This window comes from Flavihumibacter stibioxidans (assembly GCF_014332695.1).
Classification (GTDB): domain Bacteria; phylum Bacteroidota; class Bacteroidia; order Chitinophagales; family Chitinophagaceae; genus Flavihumibacter; species Flavihumibacter stibioxidans.
The window spans coordinates 472,255-495,256 of sequence record NZ_MBUA01000001.1 but is presented as its reverse complement, the minus strand read 5'-3'; the positions used below and the strand labels follow the sequence as shown (position 1 = coordinate 495,256).

Sequence of the window (23,002 nt, the reverse complement as noted above, 5' to 3'; positions counted from 1 at the left end):
CTATACTGCCATAGCGCTGCTTTGCCTGATTTGGGCAATAATCATTTAATTTTATCGATTTTAAGGAAACCGGGAAGTTTGGCTAAAATACTGCTGATATGTTTGTTGATCGTTTCTTCTGTACAGGTGGGTTTTGCCCAGGAACCTGTGCAGGGGGCAGGCAGGTACCCCGCTTCCAATCTTCGCCTGAAAAAAATCGGGGTAAGGTCGGGCAGTATAAACCTCGACAGCCTCAGCCTTGTGCCGGGATCAGTTTCCATTACCGGTTTGCCGGATTCAAGTTTTACCATCGACTGGCTCAATGGCAGTTTATCATTTGTTACGCTGCCGCCATTTGATTCCCTATTGGTGAAATACCGGGTACTGACATCCAGGATAAACGCCCTCAAACAAAGCCTCAACTTCGACAGCCTGTTAAACACCTATGTCAGCCGGCAAACCATCGGTGGCGTGGGTAACCGAAAAACAGGCCAGGATGATTTTTTTGACTTCGGCAATATCACCTACAGTGGCAGTTTCGGCCGGGGTATTTCCTTTGGAAACGCACAGGATGCCGTTGTAAGTTCCAACCTCAACCTGCAGATCAATGGCTACCTGGCCGACAGCATTGAAATAGCTGCTGCAATTACCGATAACAATATTCCCATCCAGCCCGATGGCACCACCCAGCAACTGAATGAATTTGACCGGATATTCCTTCAGTTCAAAAAGAACGGATGGCAACTCAGCCTGGGTGATATCGATATCCGCCAGAACCGGAATTATTTCCTGAATTTTTACAAGCGTCTCCAGGGTGGTGCTTTTGAGAACACCACTAAACTCGCGAAGAATGTGACCAATACAACCCTTTTCAGCGGGTCTGTTGCCAAAGGTAAATTTACCCGGAATGTATTTGAAGGACTGGAAGGTAACCAGGGCCCGTACCGCCTGACCGGCGCCAGCAACGAATTGTACTTTGTTGTACTGGCTGGTACGGAAAGGGTCTATATTGATGGAGAACTGCTGCAACGCGGTGAAGACCGCGATTATGTCATCAATTACAATACGGCCGAGATCACCTTTACCCCACGCAGGATGATCAGCAAGGACAGGAGGATCCAGGTCGAATTCGAATACGCCGACAGGAACTACCTGAATACCAATCTCTACCTGTCGAATGAAACCAGTTTCGGTGAACGGTTCAGATTGCGAATGGGAGCTTTTTCAAACAACGATGCCCGGAATTCGCCCATCAACCAAACACTCAATCCTGACCAGAAACAATTCCTCGGTCTGGTGGGTGACAGTATAAACCAGTCGTTTTACCCAATTGCTGCTATTGATACTTTTTCTCCCGGTAAAATTCTGTACAAAAAAGTTGAAGTGCTGGTGGGTGGGCAACCCGATTCCATTTATGTGTATTCCACCAACCCCGATAGTGCGCGCTATAATTTATCCTTTATTGACGTAGGGCAGGGCAGGGGCAACTATGTACCCGATCTGAATGCTGCCAACGGAAAAGTATTCCGCTGGGTTGAACCGGTTAATGGCCAGCCCCAGGGCCGTTATGAAGCTGCCACTTTCCTGGTAACCCCTAAAAAACAACAGATCATTACCATTGGGGGCGATTACAACATATCTGGTAAAACCAGTGTCAGCGCCGACCTGGGGCTGAGCAATTATGATGTCAACACATTTTCGGCTAAGGATAAACGTGATAATAAAGGGATGGCTGCAAAGCTGCAGCTAAAACATAAGGTTCCGCTGGGAAAGAAATATAACCTGCAGGGTGATGGCGGGTTCGAGTGGGTGGAGAAAAGCTTTAAGCCACTCGAACGCCTGCGTAATGTTGAATTTACACGCGACTGGGGATTGCCACTGCTGGTGCAGCCTGCAGATGAATTGATTGTTACAGGTGGCCTTGAACTTGGAGATGTAAAGGACAACAGACTCCGTTACCAGTTGACCAGTTATAACAGGAATAAGGATTTCAAAGGAATCCGGAACAGTATTTTGCATCACCAGGCTTTCCGGGGCTGGCAGTTTAATAACCAGCTGAGTTTATCCAGTTCATCCGGCGCTACAGAAAAGGGATATTTCTTCCGGCCATCATTTGATATCGCTAAAACCCTTTCCAGGCTTAAATCTTATACCGTTGGTTTTAATTATTCGCTGGAACATAATGAGGTCAGGAATAAACAGACGGATTCTGTTTCGCCCTATAGTTTTTCATTTGATATGGTGAAAATTTACCTGAAGTCTGATGAAAAGAAGGACAATAAGTGGGGCATCAGTTATTATACGAGAAGTGATAAAGTGCCCGTCGGTAAGGGGCTGGTTCGGACCGACAGGAGCCAGAACATCAACTTAACTGCCGAATTGCTGTCAAATTCCGCCCACCAGGTAAGGGTCAATACGACTTACCGTACCCTGCAGGTTTATGAAAAGACAACGACCAGCAAGGAGGCCGACAGGAGTCTGCTGGGGCGGCTGGAATATGTGGTGAATGAATGGAAGGGAATGCTGACGGGTAACCTCTTGTATGAAATGGGGGCAGGGCAGGAGCAGAAAAGGGATTTTGCTTTCCTTGAAGTTCCGGCAGGACAGGGTGAATATGCCTGGTTCGATTATAACAGCGATGGGGTACAGCAACTGAATGAATTTGAAGTGGCGCTGTTTCAGGACCAGGCGAAATATATCCGGATATTTACACCCACAAATGAATTTGTAAAAGCTGCCTACAATAGTTTTAATTACAGTCTGGGCCTGAATCCCCGTGCACTGATCGATCCCGCTGAAGCTAATGCTTTTCAGAAATTCATTTCCCGCTTCAACCTTCAGTCATCCCTGCAGTTGTTCAGGAAACAACTGTCTGATGATAAATTGCATTTCAATCCTTTCGCCAATACCCTGGAAGACAGCAGCCTGATATCGCTGACCAATATCTGGATCAACAGTCTTGCGTTTAATCGCTTCAGTTCCAAATGGGGATTTGATCTCAGTAATTCGCGCAACAGGTCAAGGGTATTGCTAACCTATGGGCTGGAAAGCAGGTGGCTCCAGGAATGGTCTCTTCGAAGCCGCTGGAATTTTACCCGCCGGTTTACCATTGAGATGACAGGAAAAAAAGGATCGAACCAGCTTACTACGGGTAATGAAAAGTTTGACAACAGGAATTACCTTGTCAGGCAACATTCCCTCGAACCTAAATTAACCTACACCCGTGGTGCCAGTTTCAGGATCATCGGTGCTTACAGGTATGCAGGTAAAGATAACCTTCAGGGTGCCCGGGAAAAACTTGGTTCCCATGCTTTCAGTGCGGATGTAAAATACAATGTGGTGCAAAGTGCGTCGCTTCAGGGTAAGTTGACCTATAACACTATTCGGTTTCCGTATGCAACCAATACAACGGTCAGTTATATTTTACTGGATGGATTGCAACCCGGAAAAAACCTTTTGTGGACGCTGGATCTCACAAAACGACTGGGAAAGAACCTGGAAATGAATATCCAGTATGAGGGACGCAAACCAGGAGACAAGAGAACCATTCATATCGGTCGGGCAGCCTTGAGGGCAATACTTTAGATGGAGGTTAGACCTGTGTTGGTTGAGGTTGATTAACCTGAAACCAGTTGTTGCACCTGTGCAGGCGTGTTAGTATGATTTGTTGGATTTGTAGTATTTTGCGGTATTAAATTTAAAATCCCATTTATGAAAAAATTGCTTTTATCCTTTGGATTGGCGTTTGCAATGGCTGGTGCGGCCAAAGCCCAGAGTGATTACCAGAGTGCAATTGGTATCCGTCTAAGTTCGGCTTATTACGACGCCGTTGCTGCATCTTACAAAACTTTTATATCAGATGCGGGTGCACTGGAGTTCAATCTTGGATTCAAGGGGCATAACAATTACCGGGCTGATTGGGTTACGGCTGCTTTTTCTGCCGCGTATCAGCATCATTTTGATATCAAGCCGGTGGAAGGATTGCGCTGGTATGTAGGTGGTGGGCTTTCAGTCCTTAATTCATTTTCATCTGAAAGTGATTACCGCGGATTCAATTTTGGCGTATTTGCTACAGGTGGTGTTGATTATAAGTTCTCTAACATTCCCCTGAACCTTTCTGCTGATTTCCGTCCGACACTTTTTTTCGGCAGTCCGTATGATGATCCCGACTATAATGATCGTGGATACAACAAGACCCATGGTGATATTTTCGGTGTGTCTGCCAGGTATACCTTCCGGTAACAGGTTATAAAAAATAGTATAGCTATAAAAAAAGCCACTCGTTTGAGTGGCTTTTTTTATAGCTATACTATTAATTTATTATCCGAACAGTCCGCCTTTTTTCAGTTCGCGGGTTCCTTCACCGATCTTGAATCCATTGTGATAGATTTCGATCTTGTAGTTACCACGCTGGAAATCGGCGCCGGACTTCCAGGCAAACTCAACAGGAGTTTTCTTGCCGGTTTCGATCTTTACAGGAACCTTGGCAGTGAAAGGCTTGTCACCTTCTTCACGGGTAGTGAAAGTGCCGGAGCCGAGTGCAGTCTGGGATACAGGCTTGCCATCAGGTCCGATAACCACAACATACACATCAGCGCTTCCCGCAGGAGCAATACGGTTGTCAACATCAAAAGAGATAACCAGTTTGTCTACACGCTTGGCTGAAGTGGTTACTTTTTCTTTACCACTTCCTTTTTCATTGATTGGAGTGATAGCGATATTATAAGCATTCAGGGTAGAAGCAATGTCAACTGTTTTTTCCAGTTCCTGCTTGGCGGAAGTGGTAGTGGCCAGGTCGCTGGTCAACTGTGTGGTCCTGGTCTTCTCAGTTGTAAGATCAGTATTAAGTTGAGTGTTTTCTGCTGTCAGGCGGGCAACCTCCTGCTCCAGTCCTGCAACTTTTTCATTCATTTCAGCGATCAGGGTTTTAGCCCTTTTCAGTTCGGCGGCAGTAGCATTTCTCTTGTTGAGGATGCTGCGGATCTCACCTTTCAGCTTGGAGATTTCGCTGTTCTTTTCAGTCAGCTTGCCTTCCAGGGCATTGTTGTTGCCGGTAACTGAATCAAGGCGTGCAAGCGATGCATCGAAGTTGCGCTGCAATTCAGTTTTCTCATCAGTTACCTGTGCGATGGTAGCTTCTTTTTGCTGAATGGTTTGTTCTTTCTGGTTGTTGTTCCACAACAAATAACCCCATGTACCCAGCAGACCTGCTGCCAGTAATGCAATGATCAGGCCTTTATAATCTTTTTTAGGCTCTTGCGTTGGGGTTGCTGAAGGATAGTTTGACGTGCTCATTAGATATTTGTTTTTCAGAATTTAGAAATAGTTAATGTCCAGTAAGTTTGGTTTTTTGATTAACAGACATTGATGCCCTTTCGAAAACCGTGCCAAAAAAAATAGGGGGGGATTAAAACCTGAGTTTCAAAGTGGTAGGAAGCAGATCCATGCTAATTTCCGACATTTTTCCGAGCTTTCAATTATTATTGCATTCCTGAATCAAAAAGAATGTCTGTCGAAAAAATTTTAGCCGATTGGAAGAATAAGCAGTTCAAACCTGTCTACTGGCTGGAAGGTGAAGAGGATTATTACATTGATAAATTGATGCAGGAAGCCGAACATCACCTGCTGACAGAAGCAGAAGCAGGTTTCAACCTGACTGTTTTCTATGGCAGGGAAGCCAACTGGGCGGATATTGTAAATGCCTGCATGCGCTACCCTATGTTTTCCGACCGGCAGGTTGTGCTGCTTAAGGAGGCACAGCAGATGAAGGATCTTGATAAGTTGGAAAGCTATATTGCCAATCCGCTTAAATCAACTGTTTTTGTAGTTGCGCATAAAGAGAAAAAAGTGGATGGCCGCAGCAAGCTGTCCAAATTGCTGAAAGATAAAACGGAATTGCTGCAGACAAAAAAGATGTATGACAACCAGCTGCCCGGCTGGACCGAAAAACTGGTTGCGTCCAAGGGATACCAGATCAACCAGAAAGCACTGATGCTGCTGGTTGACCATATCGGCAATGACCTCAGCAGGATCGATAATGAGATAGACAAACTCCTTATCAACCTTGGAACACGTAAAAGCATAACCGAAGATGATATAGAAAAATACATCGGGGTGAGTAAGGAGTTCAACGTGTTTGAATTACAGGATGCCATCGCACGCAAAGACCTGTCCAAGGCTCTTCGCATCATTAACTATTTTGAGGGCAATCCCAAAGCCGGCCCCATCCAGATGGTGTTGCCGGCATTGTATAATTTCTTCAGCAAGGTCTTCCAGGTCTTTGGGGCACATAGCCGCGATGAGAAAATGATTGCATCCTCTATCGGTATCTCACCTTTTTTCGTGAAAGATTACCTGGCTTGCGCACAGCGTTACGAATATGAAGGGGTTGAGAGGATTTTGTTACTCCTTCACGAATACAATCTGCGTTCCATCGGGATCAATGACGGCGGTACTTCAGATGCCTCCCTAATGAAGGAGATGGTCGTCAAGATGATGTAGGCTGTCCTGCCTGTCTTTTGCCAGCTGGATTCTGAGGGCATCCAGCCCGTCGAATTTCTGTTCGGAGCGGAGGCGATGTCGAAGGGTAACCTGGAGTGTTTCGCCGTAGATGTCTTCTGAAAAATCAAAGAGGTTCACTTCAATGACACGGTTCAGTCCGTCCACAGTAGGGCGAACCCCTATATTCATCATTCCTTTCAGTTGTACATGATCGTCAGGGCCTGCATTCCTGCGTACTACCGTAACCGCATAAACGCCGTTTGCAGGGATGAGTTTCTCATTGTCGGTGAGATGGAGGTTGGCCGTAGGGTAGCCAATGGTACGGCCGAGTTGGTTTCCCTTGATCACGATCCCTTCGAAAAAATAATCGTAACCCAGGAGATTGGATGCCAGGCCAAGGTCTCCCTGGAGTAAGGCCTGCCTTATTCGCGTGGAACTGATGGTCGCTTCTTCCAGCAGTTTGCCTGGAATTTCCACCAGGCCAAAAAGGCCTTTGGCAGCGTATTCTTCCAGCAGGTGGAAATCACCTCCGCGGTTTCGCCCGAAACGGTGATCGTAACCGATGATAATGGTATGGGGATGAAAATGCTTTATCAGGAAATCCTCTACGTAGGAATTTGGATTTTGGGCAGCAAAATCCTGGGTAAAGGGAACCACCACCAGGTGATCTATTCCGGCAGCCTGCAACAGGTTAATTTTTTCGGTCAGGCTCGTCAGCAATTGAACCGGCATGGCTTCCCTGCCTACAATACGCCGGGGGTGCGGGTGAAAAGTGATGATCACGGTTTCGCCGTTCACCTGTTCTGCAAGCGCCTTCAATTGTTTGATGATGGTCCTGTGGCCCAGGTGGACCCCGTCAAATGTACCGATGGTAATAATGGCGTTCCGGAAAGCCGGCAATTCATTTATGTTTCTGTGAACCTGCATGGGGAGCGCAAAAATAGGTGAAAAGCAGCATCAGCGCTCGCACCCACAACCTATTCACCAATCACCATTCACCATTCACCATTTTTCCTGATCTTCGCGCTTCGAATCCACAAATATGAGTCTCTATTCGCAACGCGGCGTTTCTGCTCAGAAAGAAGAAGTACATAAGGCAACGGAAAAACTCGACCAGGGACTTTATCCCCATGCTTTTTGCAAGATTTACCCCGATTACCTGGGCGGCGATGCCAACTGGGTAAACCTGATGCATGCCGATGGGGCGGGTACCAAAAGTATCCTGGCCTACCTTTACTGGAAGGAAACCGGTGATGTATCGGTTTGGAAGGGTATTGCCCAGGATGCGATTGTGATGAACATTGATGACCTGCTTTGCGTGGGCATCCATGATAATCTGCTGTTTTCTTCCACGATTGACAGAAATAAAAGGCTAATCCCGGGCGAAGTACTGGAGGCCATCATCTCAGGTACACAGGCTTTTTTCGACGAGATGAAAACCTATGGGGTCAATATCCACTACCTGGGGGGGGAGACTGCAGATGTGGGTGATGTGGTGCGTTCCATTGCCGTTAACGGTACCATGACCGCCCGCTGGCCCAAAGACAGGCTGGTTACAAATGACCGCATCGCCGCCGGGGACGTGATCGTTGGCTTTGCCAGTGCCGGCCGAACCAATTACGAAAAGGCCTATAACAGCGGTATCGGTAGCAACGGCCTGACAAGCGCCCGCCATGATGCCCTGCATAAATCCTATTCAACCAGTTTCCCGGAATCCTATGATACCGGCCTGAATGACCAGGTAGTTTATATCGGACCCAATAAAATGACTGATCCGATTGAAGTTCCCGGGCATGCCAAAACCGATGTCGGTCACCTCTTACTGAGTGCCACGCGGACCTATGCGCCGCTCATGAAAAGACTGCTGGAAGAGCGTTTTGATGATATCCACGGCCTGGTGCATTGCAGCGGCGGGGGACAGACAAAATGCCTGAAGTATTTGCCGGCCCCCTACAGGATTATAAAGGACAACCTGTTTGAACCGCCAGTGGTATTCAACCTTCTTCAAAAAGCTTCCGGTTCGGACTGGCGCGAAATGTACCAGGTTTTCAACATGGGGCATCGCCTGGAACTCTTTACCAGCGAGGCTTCTGCTGAAAGAATGATAACGGCAGGGCAGGAATTGGGCATTGAAGCCAAAATCGTGGGCCGGGTGGAAGCATCTGATTCCAAAGAATTAGTTCTCCACAGTCCCGATGGTACCATCGTAAAATATTGACCGCAATCGGTTGCGGTCAGTCCCGGTAACGGTTCCAACGTAATTTTGTGTAAATAATTATCTATAAAAAGCAGATAATTATCCACATGGGCTATGAATTCTGTGGAGGAGTGATTATTTTTGCAGACAGTTCTGGACCATTTCGCCTTTCTTTAACCTTCCTATTTGCAACTTCCGGCGAACCGTAAGCGTCATTAGAGCGTTATAAACTAAATTAACAGATAGGCATGAGGCAGCTAAAAATTGCTACACAGATTACCAACCGGGACTCCCAGGCGGTTGAAAAGTATCTTCAGGAAATTTCTAAAATCTCCATGATCACTCCCGAAGAGGAGACCACTCTTGCCCAGCGCATCAAGATGGGCGACCAGCGTGCGCTTGATAAACTGGTGCAGGCTAACCTGCGTTTCGTCGTTTCTGTGGCCAAGCAATACCAGCACCAGGGGCTTTCCCTGAGTGACCTCATCAATGAAGGAAACCTGGGTCTGATCAAAGCCGCCCAGCGTTTTGATGAAACCAAGGGTTTTAAATTCATTTCCTATGCCGTATGGTGGATTCGTCAGTCCATCCTGCAGGCTTTGGCCGAACAGGGCCGCCTGGTACGTCTGCCCCAGAACAAGATCGGAACCTATAATAAAGCCAACAAGGCTTATATGGCTTTCGAACAGGAGCATGAGCGCGAGCCTTCTACGGAAGAACTGGCCGAGATCCTGGAAATGAGCGAAACCGAAATCAACAATATTTTCCAGAGTAATACCCGTCACACTTCACTGGATGCACCAGTGCACGAAGCAGAAGATGTGGCAATGGGCGACTTGTTGGAAGGCAGTGACGATACCGACGAAGACGTTATGCAGGATTCACTCCGCAACGAAATCCGCCGCGTATTGAAATCTCTCAGCCCCCGCGAAGCAGAGATTGTAAATGCCTATTTCGGACTGGACGGTGAGAATGGTGTAACCATCGAACAGATTGGTCAGAAATACGACCTCACCAAAGAGCGTATCCGCCAGATCAAGGAAAGGGCCATCAAGCGCCTCCAGAAAGCCCGTTACAGCAATGCGCTGAAAGCATATCTGGGATAAATCTTTATCGCCTGACCCAGGTCAGGCAGTTGTGGAAAGTGTCTGGCAGCGGCCAGACACTTTTTTTGTGGCTGGTTGTTCCACCGTATTAACCTTTGGGCCGAAAATTTGTTATTTCAAACCAGGATGCTGAAAGTTTTAGTAAAATTATCATGTACACTTGCTGTGTTGCTTACGGGGCTGGCCTGTGAGAAATCTGTCAGTTTTGACCTGAATGGGCAACCTCCAAAACTGGTGGTGGAGGGTACTATTGAAAGCGGAAGGCCACCGGTATTCTTTTTGTCCAGAAGCCTGGATTATTTCAGTGAAATCAATCCTTCTATCCTCAGCCAATCCTTTGTTAGAGGAGCTGAAATCCGCCTGTCCAACGGCACCCGCACCCACCGGCTGAAAGAATATACCCTCACCAATACGGCAGGGAACATTTATTATTACTCCATCGATTCCTCTGACCTGGCCACTGCTTTTATTGGTGAACCCGGTAAGAATTATACAGTCACAATCCTGGCAGAAGGTGAAAGCTATACTGCCAGTACCACTATTCCGCTGCACCTGAAAACGGTTGATTCCCTCTGGTGGAAACCGTCCCCCAATAATCCGGATACCACTAAAGTGGTACTGATGGCAAGGGTTACAGATCCTGCCGGCTTCGGAAATTATATCAGGTTTTTTACTTCTGTCAACGGCAGTGCATTCAATCCCGGACTGAATTCAGTTTTTGACGACCAGATTGTGGATGGTACACAATATGATATTGAAGTGGAGCAGGGGGTTGACAGGAATACTGACATCGACTTTGACAACTATTCCTTCTTTAGCAGGGGAGATACCGTTGTGTTGAAGTTTACCAATATTGACAGGGCTACATTTGATTTCTGGCGTACCATGGAGTATAATTATGGCGCCATAGGCAGCCCTTTTGGTTCGCCCACCCGGGTGCTGGGTAATATTTCATCCGGAGGATTGGGATATTTTGGCGGGTATTCGGTTCAGTACAACAGCCTGGTTATCCCCAAATAATTCCCACTGATAAGGCAGCTGGTGTTAAAGTGTGTTGAGTCACAATAGGTTAACGGAATTCCATTTATTTTTGCATGCCAGAATAAATAGTGTAACAACATTAACCTTTCCGGGAAAATTTTATTGGCGTAATAAATTCAATTTATGGAACAAAATACTGAACACGTTCATTGTCTTATTATAGGATCTGGCCCAGCGGGATATACTGCAGCCATTTATGCTGCCCGCGCTGCGATGAAACCGGTATTGTACCAGGGAATCCAGCCTGGAGGCCAGTTGACCATCACGACTGAAGTGGAAAACTACCCCGGCTATCCTGAAGGCATCCAGGGGCCCGAAATGATGGTTGATTTCGAGAAGCAGGCAACCCGCATGGGCGCCGATATCCGCTTCGGACTGGCTACCAGTGTTGATTTCTCTTCAAGGCCATTCAAAGTGACCATTGATGAAGAAAAACTGATGACTGCAGATGCTGTGATCATTGCAACAGGCGCTTCAGCCAAATGGTTGGGAATTGAAAGCGAACAACGCCTCAATGGTTTTGGTGTAAGTGCCTGCGCGGTGTGTGACGGATTCTTTTTCAGGGGTAAGGAAGTGGCCATTGTCGGCGCGGGTGATACAGCCTGTGAAGAAGCCATATATCTTTCCAAACTGGCTACTACCGTACATATGATTGTACGAAAAGGGGAGGATGGAATGAAGGCATCAAAAGTAATGCAGGACAGGGTCAAAGCAACCCCGAATATCAAGGTTTACTGGCACAGCGAAACCGATGAAATCATTGGGGAAAACAAAGTTACAGCCGTTCGTATCAGGAATAACCAGACCGGTGAAAAAACAGAAGTGCCGGTCAGCGGTTTTTTTGTGGCCATCGGGCACCAACCGAATTCTGATATATTCAAAGGTTTCCTGGATATGGATGAGGCCGGATATATCCTTACAGTACCCGGAACATCCAAGACCAATATTGAAGGTGTTTTTGCGGCAGGGGATGTACAGGACAAAATCTATCGCCAGGCTGTAACTGCAGCCGGAAGCGGATGTATGGCCGCACTGGACGCAGAGCGTTTCCTGTCAGCCGCAGGGCATGTTTAAAAAATAATATTCCCATCAAACATTAATTGATAATTTGGCGGCTAATCCAGTCGCCAATTTTTTTTATGCTTACAGTTCATCTTCACCAACTCATCTTCCACGGATTTCATGGTCTTTATCCCGGCGAGGAGAAAATCGGCAACGATTTCGAAGTGAATCTTGACATCACTTACAATGTCAAAAAAAAGAAACTTGATAACCTCAAGAACCTGATCAGTTATGAGGATGTTTTCCAGATTCTAAACCACCGGATGCAGGTTTCCACACCATTACTGGAAGAACTGGCAGACAGCATCATTCGCAAGATCAGTCACCAATACCCGCAGGTGGAACAGGTACGGATCAGTATTTACAAACTGCAGGCACCGATCGAAAATTTCAGGGGCAAAGTGGGTATCACATTAACCCGGAACTTTAATTCCTGATGGTGCGGATTTTTTTTCTATTCAGCATTTTATTGTTCCATTCTTTGCCCGTCTGGTCGCAGGATGCCAGGGTGTTATTGCAGGAAGCCATACAGGCGGAATCGGCCATGCAGGAGGAACAGGCATTTCTGAAATACAAGGGTCTTCTCCAACTCCAGCCCGGGAACCTGCAGGCATTGTGTAAGTCAAGTGAACTCGCCAGTAAATTGGGGCATCGCCTTAAGTCAAAGGCTGAACAGCTTAAGTTGTATGAAGAGGCTGTACAGTATGCGAAAAGGGCCCTGAAGGTAAATCCGGCTTCAGCGGATGCCAATTTTGTGATGGCTGTGGCACTGGGCAGGATGGCATTGGTTTCCTCAGGAGAAGAAATGATCACAGCGGTCAAGGATATTAAAAAATTCGCTGACAAGGTGGTGATGCTTGATCCTGCTGATTTTCGCGGCTACCATGTACTGGGAAAATGGTATTACGAAATATCCAGTCTGGGCAGTTTTAAACGCCTTGCTGTGAAGGTATTCTATGGCGCTTTCCCGGAGGCGTCATTCCAACTGGCAGCAAGGAATTATGAAACCAGCCTCAGGCTCAATCCGGCCTTTAACCTTAATTACCTTGAACTTGCTAAAGTGTGCCTGAAAACAGGCCAGCAGCAGAGGGCCGTGGAATTGCTGGAAATGCTTGGCCGGCTTCCATTCAAATTGGCCGATGATGCCCGTGTTCGCACAGAAGGTCAGCAGCTATTGCGCACCCTTCGGTAGATTACAGGTACCCGGCAATCATCAGCCCTAAATAACTTTCCCTTTCCATTTTCCGCTTCGTATATACATAAATGATAGCACAAACAGGATCATCCAGTACAGCCATTCTGCCATCCAGCCATAACTGATGGGAAGGCGGTAAACTTCCAGTACCAGGTATGCATAAACGCTGTAGGCAATGATGGCAGCCACTTCAATCTGCAGGTTGATTTTGGTATTACCGGTTCCGGTGACGGCGTTGAGCCAGATATTGGAAATGGCCATGATGACCAGCGCCAGTGATACCACGCGCATTACCGGAATGGCTTCGCGGATGAAAATATCTCCCTGGCCGTAAAGGGACAGGAAGGTCTGCGGAAACAGGTTTAGCAGGAGGCAAAGGGAAACGGCAAACAAGATACTGAGCTTCATGATCCGGGTAATCAACCGGGGTACTTCTTCCGACATTCCCTGTCCGATTACATTGCTTACCATGGTATTGGCGGTGGCGGCAAATGCCCAGGTGAAGACACCGAACATGCCGAAAATATTCCTCATGGTATTGGAAATAGCCAGCTCACGCGGGCCATGGTGTTCGATCAGGATATAAAAAAACTCCCAACTGATCACACTGATGGCATACTGGAAGATCAGGGGAGAGGATTGTGTGAAAAGCAGCCTGGTTTCAGGCAGGTTAAACCGCAGGTTTTTATAGAGTCCCAGTTTTTTACTGATGCCTTTCCATTCGATCACTGAGAAAACGACAAACATTCCCAGGAATTCCGCTGCTATGGAAGCAATAGCTGCACCGTTGAACCCGATGGCCGGAAGTCCGAAATGACCATAGATAAGTCCATAATCCAGCACTATATTGGAAGTGGTTTCTACCAGGGTTCCCCAGACCAGCAGCTTGCTCTGGTTGGTTCCTACCAGCAGGGCATTACGCATCTGGTAGAGGTAGAGGAAAGGAAGGCCCCATATCCGGATATGGAGGAAATCGACCGATTTTTTCACCATCTCCGGCGAATTGAGCGTCAGTTCCAGAATGGTAGGGGCCAGCAGGTAAGTGGTCAGGATTCCGAGTAATGCAATGCCCAGTGACAGGTAAACGCCCTGGATAAAAAGCTTCCCGATTTCATCGATCCGGTTTTGCACTGCCCGGCGCGATATCATGGCCTGTAAGCCGTTGTTGAGGCCGAAGCCGATCACGGCGAATATCAGGTAGTACACGCCGGTAATACCAGCCGTAGCCAGCGAATCTTCTCCCAGTCCGCCCAGGAATACATTATTGGTTATAAAATTGATCTGGGGTACAAAAATGGAAAAACTGATGGGCAATGCGATTGCCAGTATCTGGCGGTTTCCAGTGGAAACCCGAAGGTCGTTTATGGGGGCTTGTGTTGACATAAAGGCCGAAAATAGTGTATTATTGCAGCCATTGATATGTCTTACACAACAAGAATTGATATAACCCTGGGTGATCATTCCGATCCATCGCAGCAAAAGCTTTTTTTGCAGGTGCTGGATGAGGGGCTGCGGATACTGGCTGTGAATGAAAGTAAGCAACCGGTTTTGTACAGGTTAATTGAATATGAAAAGGATGCTGTTGAACAGGATAGCGGTCTGCAAACATGGCTACAGGAGCAGGCAGACTGGTTACAGCTTTGGGGCGCACTGGTAGTGGTGCATCATTGCCAGCAGGCTGCGGTGGTGCCGGAATCCTTATTTGGCAATGACAACGGAAAGGAACTGCTCGATTGCCTTTTTGGAGATCTGTTCCGTGGAACCATGCTTACGGAAAAGATACCTGACAGGGAGGATTATTCCCTCTATCGCATTTCAACCGCCAGGTACCTGGGCCTGGCAGCAGCGCACCATTCAGTGAAGCAATACCATTTGTTTACTGCCTGGCTTCCGGGGCTGGAACAGCTTCCGGCCGGACCTGACGGGGATGTTTACCTGCTTTTTGAAAACAAGAAAGTGGCCATGGCGGTCCGGAATAATGGCTGGCAAATGATCAGCCAATATGAGTACCAGGTTCCGGAGGACATCAGTTATATCCTGCTGTCAGCATTACAGCAGGCCGGGTTGTCGCCGGAAACAGTGTCTGTACACCTGGATGGCTGGATCGAAAGGGATTCGGCCCTGTTCCTGGAATTATTCAAATATATCAGGAACCTGGAGATTGCCGTACTTCCTGAATCAGTTCAACTGGATGAATCCCTGCTGCAGGGGCAACCGGTGCATTTTTTCAACCCGTTAATCCAAATGTCCCAATGCGTATCATAAGCGGAAAACTGGGTGGCAGAAAAGTGAATCCGCCGGGCAGGATGCCCTATACCCGGCCAACCACCGATATTGCCAAGGAGGGTCTCTTCAATATCCTGCAGAACAATATGGAGTTTGAAGGAATCAGTACCCTTGACCTGTTTGGCGGTACCGGTAGCATCAGTTATGAACTGGCTTCGCGTGGCGCAGCCGACCAGACCATTGTGGAGAAGGATCCGGCCATGTACGCTTTCATTAAAAAGAAAGCGGAGGAATTTGGGCTCCACCACCTGAAAGTGGTGAAAATGGATGTTTTCAAATTCATTGAATCCTGCCACGAACAGTATGATTTTATTTTTGCAGGCCCGCCATATGCTTTGGAAACCATCGATGAACTGCCCCGGCAGATCATCGCCCGTAACCTGCTGAAGCCCGGTGGGATATTTGTGCTCGAACACACGCCCCGCAACAATTACGAGGGATTTGAAAAGTTTGTGCAGGAGCGGAATTACGGCACCACTTTATTTTCTTTTTTCATCAACCGGTGACCGGCAAATGATGACCAAAACTGCGCTGAGAAAATATTACCAGGAAAAGCGGTTATCCCTTACCGATAGAGACAGGAACCGCATGGATGATCTTTTACTCATCCGGTTCCAGCAATGGGAAATTCCGATGCACATCTCTACGGTCCTCTCATACTGGCCCCTGAAACACCGCGTTGAACCGAACACCTTCCTGTTCACGGATTTTTTGGCCTTCAGGATGCCGGGAATTGCAGTTGCCTATCCGGTGAGCGATTTTAAACACCATACCATGCAGGCGCTGCTGGTAAATGATGATACCGATTACAAGGTCAATCAATATGGAATTGCCGAACCTGTGGAAGGTGAACCCGTTGCCCCGGAAGAAATTGACCTGGTACTGGTGCCGATGCTGGCGTTTGACCGTAAGGGTTATCGCCTGGGTTATGGCAAGGGCTTTTATGACCGCTACCTGTCGAAGTGCAGACCCGACCTAGTAAAGCTGGGGCTATGCTATTTTGAACCGGTCGGTGAGATACCAGGTATCGACCAATATGATGTACCTTTAAATGCCTGCATAACACCAGAACGGATTTATGAATTTTAATTTTCCATTACTGAGACCTGTCAGGATCATCCTGTTTCCATTTTCCCTCATTTATTTTGCAGTGATCTATATCCGGAACAGGATGTATGATAAGCACATTCTTCCCACGGCAACATTTGGCCTGCCGATCATCTGTGTTGGAAATATTGCGGCCGGCGGTACTGGTAAATCACCCATGGTGGAATTTTTGTTGAGGCATCTGGGATCAGAATTCAGGCTGGCTACCCTGAGCAGGGGTTATAAGCGGAAGACCAGGGGTTATGCCCTGGCCAATGACAGCACCAATGCACTTGAAATAGGGGACGAGCCCATGCAGTTCCATCTCAAATTTCCGGAAGTTGCCGTGGCTGTCGGGGAAGAAAGGATTGCAGCTGTGCCGCTTTTACTGCATGACCGTCCGGATACCCAGGCTATCATCCTGGATGATGCATTTCAGCACCGGGCCATAACAGCGGGACTGAATATCATCCTGACAGATTATAATAACCTCTACACGCGCGACTGGTACCTGCCAACAGGTGACCTCCGGGATGAAAAACAAAGTGTTAAACGGGCTGATATTGTGGTGGTAACCAAATGCCCGGCGGGACTTACAAAAGAAGACGCCCACGCCATTGAAAATGAGTTATCCCTGCAACCAGGGCAGCAGCTTTTCTTTTCGTCTATTCGTTACAGTGAGTTGTACCATATTGTGAATCATTCCCACTATACCATTACAGGTGATGTTGAGGTGTTGCTGGTAACGGGTATAGCCAATCCGAAACCGCTGAAGAGACTGCTGGCCGATCAGTCAGCTACCTATGAACAGATGGTTTACAGTGACCATCATATTTTTACTATCGATGACATGAATGAGATCAGGAAGCGTTTCGATCAGATGAGTGCAGGATTTAAGATTATTCTGACAACGGAAAAAGATGCAGTAAGGCTGAAGAAATTTGAACAGGAACTGGGCCACCTTCCCTTTTACGTAATCCCAATAGAGATGCAGTTTTTATTCGGTGAAGCTGATCGCTTTAAAGGTATTATTGGTACATTTATAAGGCAATTCCCTCCAAGCATTTAATTGGGTCCTATGAGTAAGAAAAAGTCATCCGGCAAGAAAAAAAAGAGCAAAACTTCTGATTCAGATCTATTGAAAGGGCGGTTGGATATTACCCGCAGCGGTATGGGGTTTGTCATCATTGAGAACCAGGAACAGGATATCCTTATCCGTCCGAATGATTTCAATACAGCCATGCATGGTGATACGGTGCGGGTGAAGATCACCAGGATGGCGGGCCGCACCGGCAGGATGCAGGGCATTGTTACCGAGGTGGTCGACCGCAAACAGAATGTGTTTATGGGAAAGGTGGAAATCAGCAAGACCTTCGCCTTTTTTGTCGCTGACAGTGATAAACCCATGCCTGATATTTATATTCCCCTCAACAGTCTTCATGGCGCTGAAAATGGTGCCAGGGTGATTGTTCGGGTGGTAGAATGGGCACCTGGTAAAAAGCCGGTAGGAGAAGTGGTGGAAGTGCTGGAAGCCCAGGCAGAGAATGATCTCGCCATGAAGGAGATCATCATGGAAAATGGTTTTCCAATGACTTTCCCTGAGGATGTAATTGAGGAAACAGCCCGTATCCCGGAACAACTTGCCGGGGTGGAAGTGAAGAAGCGGCGCGATTTCAGGGATGTGCTCACCTTTACCATTGACCCGGTGGATGCCAAGGATTTTGATGATGCTTTATCTATCAGAAAGGTTAAAACTGGTTATGAGATCGGTGTTCATATTGCGGATGTGAGCTATTACGTGGAACCCGATACCGAACTTGATAAGGAAGCCTACCTGCGAGCCACTTCAGTGTACCTGCCCGACAGGGTGAATCCAATGTTACCGGAACGGATTTCAAATGAGTTGTGTTCGCTGAGACCACATGAGGATAAATTTACTTTCTCCGCCGTATTTAATATTTCTGCCACTGGCAGCGTGAAAGATTACTGGCTGGGCAGAACGGTCATTCATTCGGACCATCGCTTTACCTATGAAGAAGTGCAGGAAGTAATTGAGAATGGCGACGGCCTTTATAAGGAAGAACTGTTATTGCTGAATAAATTTGCCCAGAAATACCGGAAACAAAGATTTAAGAAAGGGGCCATCAATTTTTCTTCCCAGGAAGTAAGGTTCAAGCTGGATGAGCACCGCAAGCCCATCGGCATCATTGTCAAGGAAAGCAAGGAAGCACACCAGCTGATTGAAGAGTTTATGTTACTGGCCAACCGGACCGTGGCTGAACATGTGGGTAAGTTTGAACAGGATAACAAACAATTACCCTTTCCTTACCGGGTGCACGACCAGCCTGATGCGGAAAAACTGGTACCGTTTGCCGCCTTTGCCCGGAAGTTCGGTCATGGGTTCGATACCAAATCACCTGAACGCATAGCCGCTTCTTTTAACCAGTTATTGGAGGAAGTAAAAGGGATGCCCCAGCAACACGTTCTGGAACAACTGGGTATCCGGACCATGGCCAAAGCAGTATATACCACCAAAAACATCGGTCACTACGGATTAGGTTTTGAAAACTACTGCCATTTCACCTCACCCATCCGCCGTTATCCTGATGTGCTGGTGCATCGCGTATTGCAGGAAGTACTGGATGGCAGGTTTGCCCCCGACAAGAAGATGGAAGAAAAGTGCAAACACAGCAGCGAACGCGAAAGGGCAGCTATGGACGCTGAGAGGGCAGGGAATAAATACAAGCAGGTGGAATACCTGCAGAATTTCCTGGGTGATGAATTTGACGGGGTGATCAGTGGCGTTTCTTCCTTTGGTTTCTGGGTGGAAACGGTTGAACACAAATGCGAGGGACTGGTCAGTATTGCCAGCCTTTCCGATTATGATGATTTCAGGCATGTTGAAAGTGAATACATGCTGGCGGGTCGCCGCAGTGGCCGTACTTTCCGGATGGGCGACAAAATAAAGATCCGGGTGGTGGCTGCCAACCTGGAGAAAAGGCAGCTTGACTATGAATGGGTTATTACGGCTGCACTGAAGGAGGATACAGGCTCAGGAGAAAGACTTAAACGTGTGGCCAAAAAATCCCGCAAGAAAAAATAAGCATTCCACCCGTCGGGTGCCACCCGACGGGTGGAGGGTTCATCTTTAAACATTACAATTGGACAATTCAATCAGTTTAAACAAGTTTATCAGTGATACAGGTTATTGTTCCCGGAGGGAAGCGGATGAACTCATCAAAGCGGGACGTGTACTGCTGAATAATAAAACAGCACAATTAGGAAACCGTTTTAAACCAGGCGACCAGGTTGAGGTTGATGGCAGCCTGATTACGGCTTCGCAGAAGGAAAAACCGGTTTACCTGGTATTCAATAAACCCCTGGGAATAACCACCACTACAGAGGAACATATAAAAGGGAATATCATCAGTTATATCAATTTCCCAAAGCGAATCTTCCCGATCGGCAGGCTGGATAAGGATTCTGAGGGTTTGATTTTCCTCACCAACGACGGGAATATTGTAAACAAACTGCTGCGTGCGGGAAACGCTCATGAAAAAGAATATATCGTCAGGGTAAATAAACCGATTGCCCCTGGTTTTGCAGAGCAGATGGCAGCTGGTATTCCCATGCTGGACACGGTTACACTTCCCTGCAAGGTAAAAGTTACCGGTCGACAGAGTTTCAATATAATACTAACGCAGGGGCTTAACCGACAGATCAGGCGTATGTGTGAATACATGGGTTATTCGGTTGAAAGCCTGCAGCGGATAAGGATCATGAATGTGCGACTGGATAAACTTCCGCTGGGTAAGTGGCGTTATCTCAGCGATGCTGAAATACGCCAGCTTATGGAATCGGTGAAGGATTCATCGGGAGTCGCGGAAAAGGCCCCGGTAAAAGCAAAATCCAGGCTGGCAGCGAGACCCAACTCACATGGAAAGACCGAATCCCGCGGGGAGCCTGGGCCAAGGGATAAATCAAGATTCCGGGAAAAGCCGGGCACGACCGAAAAATCAGGTGCGCCCGAAAAATCCAGGTCATCCGAAAAATCCAGGTCATCCGGAAGGTCCAGGTCTACAGTGGTAAGTAAGTCCTCTACGGGGGGCAAGTCTTCCCCTTCAACCAAATCTTCGGCGGGAACGAAATTTTCATCCGGAGCAAAAAAATCTTCCGGTGTAAAAGCTGCCGCAACAGCCAAATCCCCGGGAGCAGCCAAATCCCCTTCCAAATCCAAATCTGTTGCAGGAGGTAAGCCTGCCGGCAAACCGGGTAAAGCTGCCGAAATAAAAGGAGATAGCAAATCTCCCGAAGCAAAGAAGGAAATCGGCAAATACAAAGCATTCAGGGAAAAAGGCAGGAAACGCTGACCTTGTGTTGACCTAACGGTGATCACCAGCCGCCACCGCCGCCGCCGCCGCCACCACCACCACTGAATCCGCCACCACCGCTGCCGCCACCGCTGCTGCTGGGAGGTGTTGAAGCTGAACTGATGGTTCCTGACAGTCCGGACGATATCCCCTGGCTGAAAGCGTTCATTGTAAAACTAGTGCCAAAGCTGCCATGTGTACTGAAGTAGGCAGGCTGGTAGCCGGTTTCCATGGCGTTCCGGATAATGCTGTCAAATTTTTCTGCCCATTGGTTCTCCACACCCAAAGCGATGGCATAAGGCAGGTATTTTTCAAAAAGTTCCAGTGTTTTTTGCGGAGGGGCCAGCTGGTTGTAAACAGGCTGTTCCGTTTCTGCCAGGTACATTTTAAAGCCTTCAATGTGGTCGGCAATATCCCTGCCTTTCTCCGTATAGGACCTCATGATATTAAAGAATATCACCTGAATAACAATCAGCAGGGCAACCATCACCAGAGAGAAAATCAGCAATGGCATGGTGAAGCCGGTAATCATGAAAATAAAACTTAGGATGACGGCAACAGCGATCAGCAGAAACCCCGGCCATGTATAACCGCGGTTGAGGGTAAATAATCCGTGCCAGCTGTTAGACTTTCCTTTCCTTACCAGGAACCTGCTTTTCAGATGGTTTTCCAGTTCGCTGTTCAGGGTTTTGAGTGTACTGTTGTATTTCCCTTTGGCAGCTGACTGGCCATAGATCCTGTTCAGGTCGAACCCAAAAGACTGCGCGGATTTCGGAACAGGTTTATCCTTTGTTTCCCCCGGCCTGTTAAAGTTGTATTCAGTGCCGGCAAACCAGCCTTTACCTTTAACGACTTCAATTTCAAGTTCCTTGTGAACAGCAGCGTCTACCAGGCTGGCTGCAAACAAATGGGTTCCATATTGCTGCTGGATGATATAACCGGTATCTGCGGGCGATAAACCGGCAGGAGGCTCAAATTGTGCGAAAATGGTCCCTTTCTCCGGATCTCTGCCTTTTCTGAACCAGGTCCGCAGGTAGAATGCAAAGAGTCCGCCGGTAAACAGCAGCAGCACGGGGATGATATAATTTGCCCGCAACAGGTTCAGGAATTTGCCGGTAGATGAAGGTGGCACCAGTACGCCTTTTTCAATAGCCGCCGCCACTGTCAACCCTTCATAAGCTTCAAAACGCCTGGTGCCGGTAAATAGGATGCTGTTGCCGGATAGTTGTTTTACCCGGCAATTTTTATCTGTAGCACCATAGCTGCCGGTATAACAGTTGTATTCAACCAGTTTAGCCTTATCGGGAAAACTGATTTTGCAGGATATACTATCCGCAGTAAACACCCATCCATTCCCATTTACATTCCAGAACAATTCATCCTTGTCCCCATGAAAGATCAGCTGGTTGCGGGTTTCATATTCAAGCCTGTACCTGTAGATGCCGGGCTCCAGGAACACGTCTTCCCTGCCGGCCATGATACGGGTTCCATTGCCCAACATTTGCGTTTTGTATGATTCCTCCTGGTCGTTCCGGTAGATTTTTTTCAGGGCAAATCCGGTTATTGTCCAGAGTCCGTTACTGTCGAGGTATTTGGTCGGGAAATCCCGGACTATACCCCGCCTGATATCATCATTGGAAGAGGCGTTGCCGCCATCACCATTGTAAATGGTAATCAGTTCAGTTACTTCGAGGCGACCATTCGGATGCACGACAATATCGGAATGGAAGGACAGGATACGGTCAGTTTCATCCCTGGCAAATAGCGGATAAAACGCCGCCGGATTTTCGAGTGCGCGGCCGATTGCCTTATTTATTTCAGCAATGTATTTTGATTTCGCTTGTTGGTCAGCGTTAGAGCCAGGAACGGGCAAATTGTATTCAAACAGTTTCCTGAGTTCCATGAACCTGTGTTGTAACATGCCCAGCAGGAGATCAGCAAACCGGGCCCTGTACGCGGGATATTTTGATGTGAATTCTTCCGCTGTGAGACCATTTGACCTGGCGATGGGGATGGCTTTCTCAAGGATCAGGCTGTCAAATACCGCATCATCAACGAAACGGGCAGAGGTTTCATCAAAATAAAAGGACTGGGCACCGGATTGATAACTAACTGCCGCAAGGAGTAATAACAACAGGAAAACGGACCGGCCCCGATGGAATATGGATTTACACCACAT

Annotated in this window: 19 protein-coding genes; 15 read left to right on the top strand and 4 right to left on the bottom strand. The window is 47.6% G+C overall.

Features of this window, described 5'->3' with window-relative positions:
* The first annotated feature begins 78 nt into the window (after window positions 1-78).
* Window positions 79-3,564: a hypothetical protein gene (locus BC349_RS02070; protein WP_246456741.1), complete on the top strand. Its 3,486-nt coding sequence runs from the start codon at window positions 79-81 to the stop codon at window positions 3,562-3,564.
* Between the two features lie 126 nt (window positions 3,565-3,690).
* Window positions 3,691-4,221 carry a hypothetical protein gene (locus BC349_RS02065; RefSeq protein ID WP_187255089.1) on the top strand — a complete coding sequence of 177 codons (531 nt, stop codon included), beginning with the start codon at window positions 3,691-3,693 and terminating at the stop codon, window positions 4,219-4,221.
* Window positions 4,222-4,299: 78 nt separating this feature from the next.
* Here BC349_RS02065 and BC349_RS02060 read toward each other — a convergent pair whose 3' ends face one another.
* Window positions 4,300-5,274 (bottom strand): coiled-coil domain-containing protein, encoded by a 975-nt coding sequence (locus tag BC349_RS02060; protein ID WP_187255088.1) that lies wholly within the window; start codon window positions 5,272-5,274, stop codon window positions 4,300-4,302.
* Window positions 5,275-5,484: 210 nt separating this feature from the next.
* Here BC349_RS02060 and holA point away from each other — a divergent pair, with 210 nt between their 5' ends.
* Entirely contained in the window at window positions 5,485-6,480 is a 996-nt protein-coding gene (gene holA / locus BC349_RS02055) for a DNA polymerase III subunit delta (RefSeq protein WP_187255087.1), read from the top strand.
* Here holA and BC349_RS02050 read toward each other — a convergent pair.
* Complete coding sequence (locus BC349_RS02050) at window positions 6,448-7,407, bottom strand: bifunctional riboflavin kinase/FAD synthetase (RefSeq protein WP_187255086.1); 960 nt, start codon at window positions 7,405-7,407, stop codon at window positions 6,448-6,450. The genes holA and BC349_RS02050 overlap by 33 nt on opposite strands.
* A gap of 115 nt (window positions 7,408-7,522) precedes the next feature.
* Between BC349_RS02050 and BC349_RS02045 the strand changes: the two genes are divergently transcribed.
* The 6 genes from BC349_RS02045 to BC349_RS02020 all read left to right on the top strand — a co-directional run bounded on the left by BC349_RS02045 (window position 7,523) and on the right by BC349_RS02020 (window position 13,078).
* Window positions 7,523-8,698 (top strand): AIR synthase related protein, encoded by a 1,176-nt coding sequence (locus BC349_RS02045; protein ID WP_187255085.1) that lies wholly within the window; start codon window positions 7,523-7,525, stop codon window positions 8,696-8,698.
* Between the two features lie 227 nt (window positions 8,699-8,925).
* Window positions 8,926-9,783, top strand: a complete 858-nt coding sequence (locus tag BC349_RS02040; protein ID WP_039132713.1) for a sigma-70 family RNA polymerase sigma factor — start codon at window positions 8,926-8,928, stop codon at window positions 9,781-9,783.
* Window positions 9,784-9,909: 126 nt separating this feature from the next.
* Window positions 9,910-10,803 (top strand): DUF4249 domain-containing protein, encoded by an 894-nt coding sequence (locus BC349_RS02035; protein ID WP_187255084.1) that lies wholly within the window; start codon window positions 9,910-9,912, stop codon window positions 10,801-10,803.
* A 144-nt stretch (window positions 10,804-10,947) separates the two neighbouring features.
* Window positions 10,948-11,898 (top strand): thioredoxin-disulfide reductase, encoded by a 951-nt coding sequence (gene trxB, locus BC349_RS02030; RefSeq protein ID WP_187255083.1) that lies wholly within the window; start codon window positions 10,948-10,950, stop codon window positions 11,896-11,898.
* A 65-nt stretch (window positions 11,899-11,963) separates the two neighbouring features.
* The gene (locus tag BC349_RS02025) at window positions 11,964-12,323 is read left to right on the top strand and encodes a dihydroneopterin aldolase (RefSeq protein ID WP_187255082.1); all 360 of its coding nucleotides are present in this window, start codon (window positions 11,964-11,966) and stop codon (window positions 12,321-12,323) included.
* A complete protein-coding gene (locus BC349_RS02020) occupies window positions 12,323-13,078 on the top strand; it encodes a tetratricopeptide repeat protein (RefSeq protein ID WP_187255081.1) in 756 nt (251 codons plus the stop codon). Before BC349_RS02025 ends, BC349_RS02020 begins: the two co-directional genes overlap by 1 nt.
* A 27-nt stretch (window positions 13,079-13,105) precedes the next feature.
* Here BC349_RS02020 and BC349_RS02015 read toward each other — a convergent pair whose 3' ends face one another.
* Complete coding sequence (locus tag BC349_RS02015) at window positions 13,106-14,464, bottom strand: MATE family efflux transporter (protein WP_187255080.1); 1,359 nt, start codon at window positions 14,462-14,464, stop codon at window positions 13,106-13,108.
* 36 nt (window positions 14,465-14,500) lie between these two features.
* Here BC349_RS02015 and BC349_RS02010 point away from each other — a divergent pair, with 36 nt between their 5' ends.
* Genes BC349_RS02010 through rluF form a run of 6 tightly spaced genes read left to right on the top strand, consistent with a single transcriptional unit; the run spans window position 14,501 to window position 20,823 of the window.
* Entirely contained in the window at window positions 14,501-15,346 is an 846-nt protein-coding gene (locus BC349_RS02010) for a DUF3822 family protein (protein ID WP_187255079.1), read from the top strand.
* Window positions 15,334-15,873, top strand: coding sequence for an RsmD family RNA methyltransferase (locus tag BC349_RS02005; protein WP_187255078.1), 540 nt, complete (start codon window positions 15,334-15,336; stop codon window positions 15,871-15,873). The genes BC349_RS02010 and BC349_RS02005 overlap by 13 nt, the downstream gene beginning before the upstream one ends.
* Before the next feature lie 7 nt (window positions 15,874-15,880).
* Complete coding sequence (locus tag BC349_RS02000) at window positions 15,881-16,456, top strand: 5-formyltetrahydrofolate cyclo-ligase (RefSeq protein ID WP_187255077.1); 576 nt, start codon at window positions 15,881-15,883, stop codon at window positions 16,454-16,456.
* Window positions 16,446-17,522, top strand: a complete 1,077-nt coding sequence (gene lpxK, locus BC349_RS01995) for a tetraacyldisaccharide 4'-kinase (protein WP_187255076.1) — start codon at window positions 16,446-16,448, stop codon at window positions 17,520-17,522. The genes BC349_RS02000 and lpxK overlap by 11 nt, the downstream gene beginning before the upstream one ends.
* A 9-nt stretch (window positions 17,523-17,531) precedes the next feature.
* The gene (gene rnr / locus BC349_RS01990; protein ID WP_187255075.1) at window positions 17,532-19,556 is read left to right on the top strand and encodes a ribonuclease R; all 2,025 of its coding nucleotides are present in this window, start codon (window positions 17,532-17,534) and stop codon (window positions 19,554-19,556) included.
* A 58-nt stretch (window positions 19,557-19,614) separates the two neighbouring features.
* The gene (gene rluF / locus BC349_RS01985; RefSeq protein WP_187255074.1) at window positions 19,615-20,823 is read left to right on the top strand and encodes a 23S rRNA pseudouridine(2604) synthase RluF; all 1,209 of its coding nucleotides are present in this window, start codon (window positions 19,615-19,617) and stop codon (window positions 20,821-20,823) included.
* 22 nt (window positions 20,824-20,845) lie between these two features.
* On the opposite strand, the gene BC349_RS01980 is transcribed toward rluF, so the two are convergent.
* On the bottom strand, window positions 20,846-23,002 hold the full coding sequence (locus BC349_RS01980; protein WP_187255073.1) for a DUF2207 domain-containing protein: 2,157 nt from the start codon (window positions 23,000-23,002) through the stop codon (window positions 20,846-20,848).

Excerpts from the sequence above, each read along its gene's own strand:
- BC349_RS02065 (WP_187255089.1), top strand. The coding sequence starts at position 3,691 with ATGAAAAAATTGCTTTTATCCTTTGGATTGGCGTTTGCAATGGCTGGT.
- BC349_RS02060 (WP_187255088.1), bottom strand. The coding sequence starts at position 5,274 with ATGAGCACGTCAAACTATCCTTCAGCAACCCCAACGCAAGAGCCTAAA.
- holA (WP_187255087.1), top strand. The coding sequence starts at position 5,485 with ATGTCTGTCGAAAAAATTTTAGCCGATTGGAAGAATAAGCAGTTCAAA.
- BC349_RS02050 (WP_187255086.1), bottom strand. The coding sequence starts at position 7,407 with ATGCAGGTTCACAGAAACATAAATGAATTGCCGGCTTTCCGGAACGCC.
- BC349_RS02045 (WP_187255085.1), top strand. The coding sequence starts at position 7,523 with ATGAGTCTCTATTCGCAACGCGGCGTTTCTGCTCAGAAAGAAGAAGTA.
- BC349_RS02040 (WP_039132713.1), top strand. The coding sequence starts at position 8,926 with ATGAGGCAGCTAAAAATTGCTACACAGATTACCAACCGGGACTCCCAG.
- BC349_RS02035 (WP_187255084.1), top strand. The coding sequence starts at position 9,910 with ATGCTGAAAGTTTTAGTAAAATTATCATGTACACTTGCTGTGTTGCTT.
- trxB (WP_187255083.1), top strand. The coding sequence starts at position 10,948 with ATGGAACAAAATACTGAACACGTTCATTGTCTTATTATAGGATCTGGC.
- BC349_RS02025 (WP_187255082.1), top strand. The coding sequence starts at position 11,964 with ATGCTTACAGTTCATCTTCACCAACTCATCTTCCACGGATTTCATGGT.
- BC349_RS02020 (WP_187255081.1), top strand. The coding sequence starts at position 12,323 with ATGGTGCGGATTTTTTTTCTATTCAGCATTTTATTGTTCCATTCTTTG.
- BC349_RS02015 (WP_187255080.1), bottom strand. The coding sequence starts at position 14,464 with ATGTCAACACAAGCCCCCATAAACGACCTTCGGGTTTCCACTGGAAAC.
- BC349_RS02010 (WP_187255079.1), top strand. The coding sequence starts at position 14,501 with ATGTCTTACACAACAAGAATTGATATAACCCTGGGTGATCATTCCGAT.
- BC349_RS02005 (WP_187255078.1), top strand. The coding sequence starts at position 15,334 with ATGCGTATCATAAGCGGAAAACTGGGTGGCAGAAAAGTGAATCCGCCG.
- BC349_RS02000 (WP_187255077.1), top strand. The coding sequence starts at position 15,881 with ATGATGACCAAAACTGCGCTGAGAAAATATTACCAGGAAAAGCGGTTA.
- lpxK (WP_187255076.1), top strand. The coding sequence starts at position 16,446 with ATGAATTTTAATTTTCCATTACTGAGACCTGTCAGGATCATCCTGTTT.
- rnr (WP_187255075.1), top strand. The coding sequence starts at position 17,532 with ATGAGTAAGAAAAAGTCATCCGGCAAGAAAAAAAAGAGCAAAACTTCT.
- BC349_RS01980 (WP_187255073.1), bottom strand. The coding sequence starts at position 23,002 with ATGTGGTGTAAATCCATATTCCATCGGGGCCGGTCCGTTTTCCTGTTG.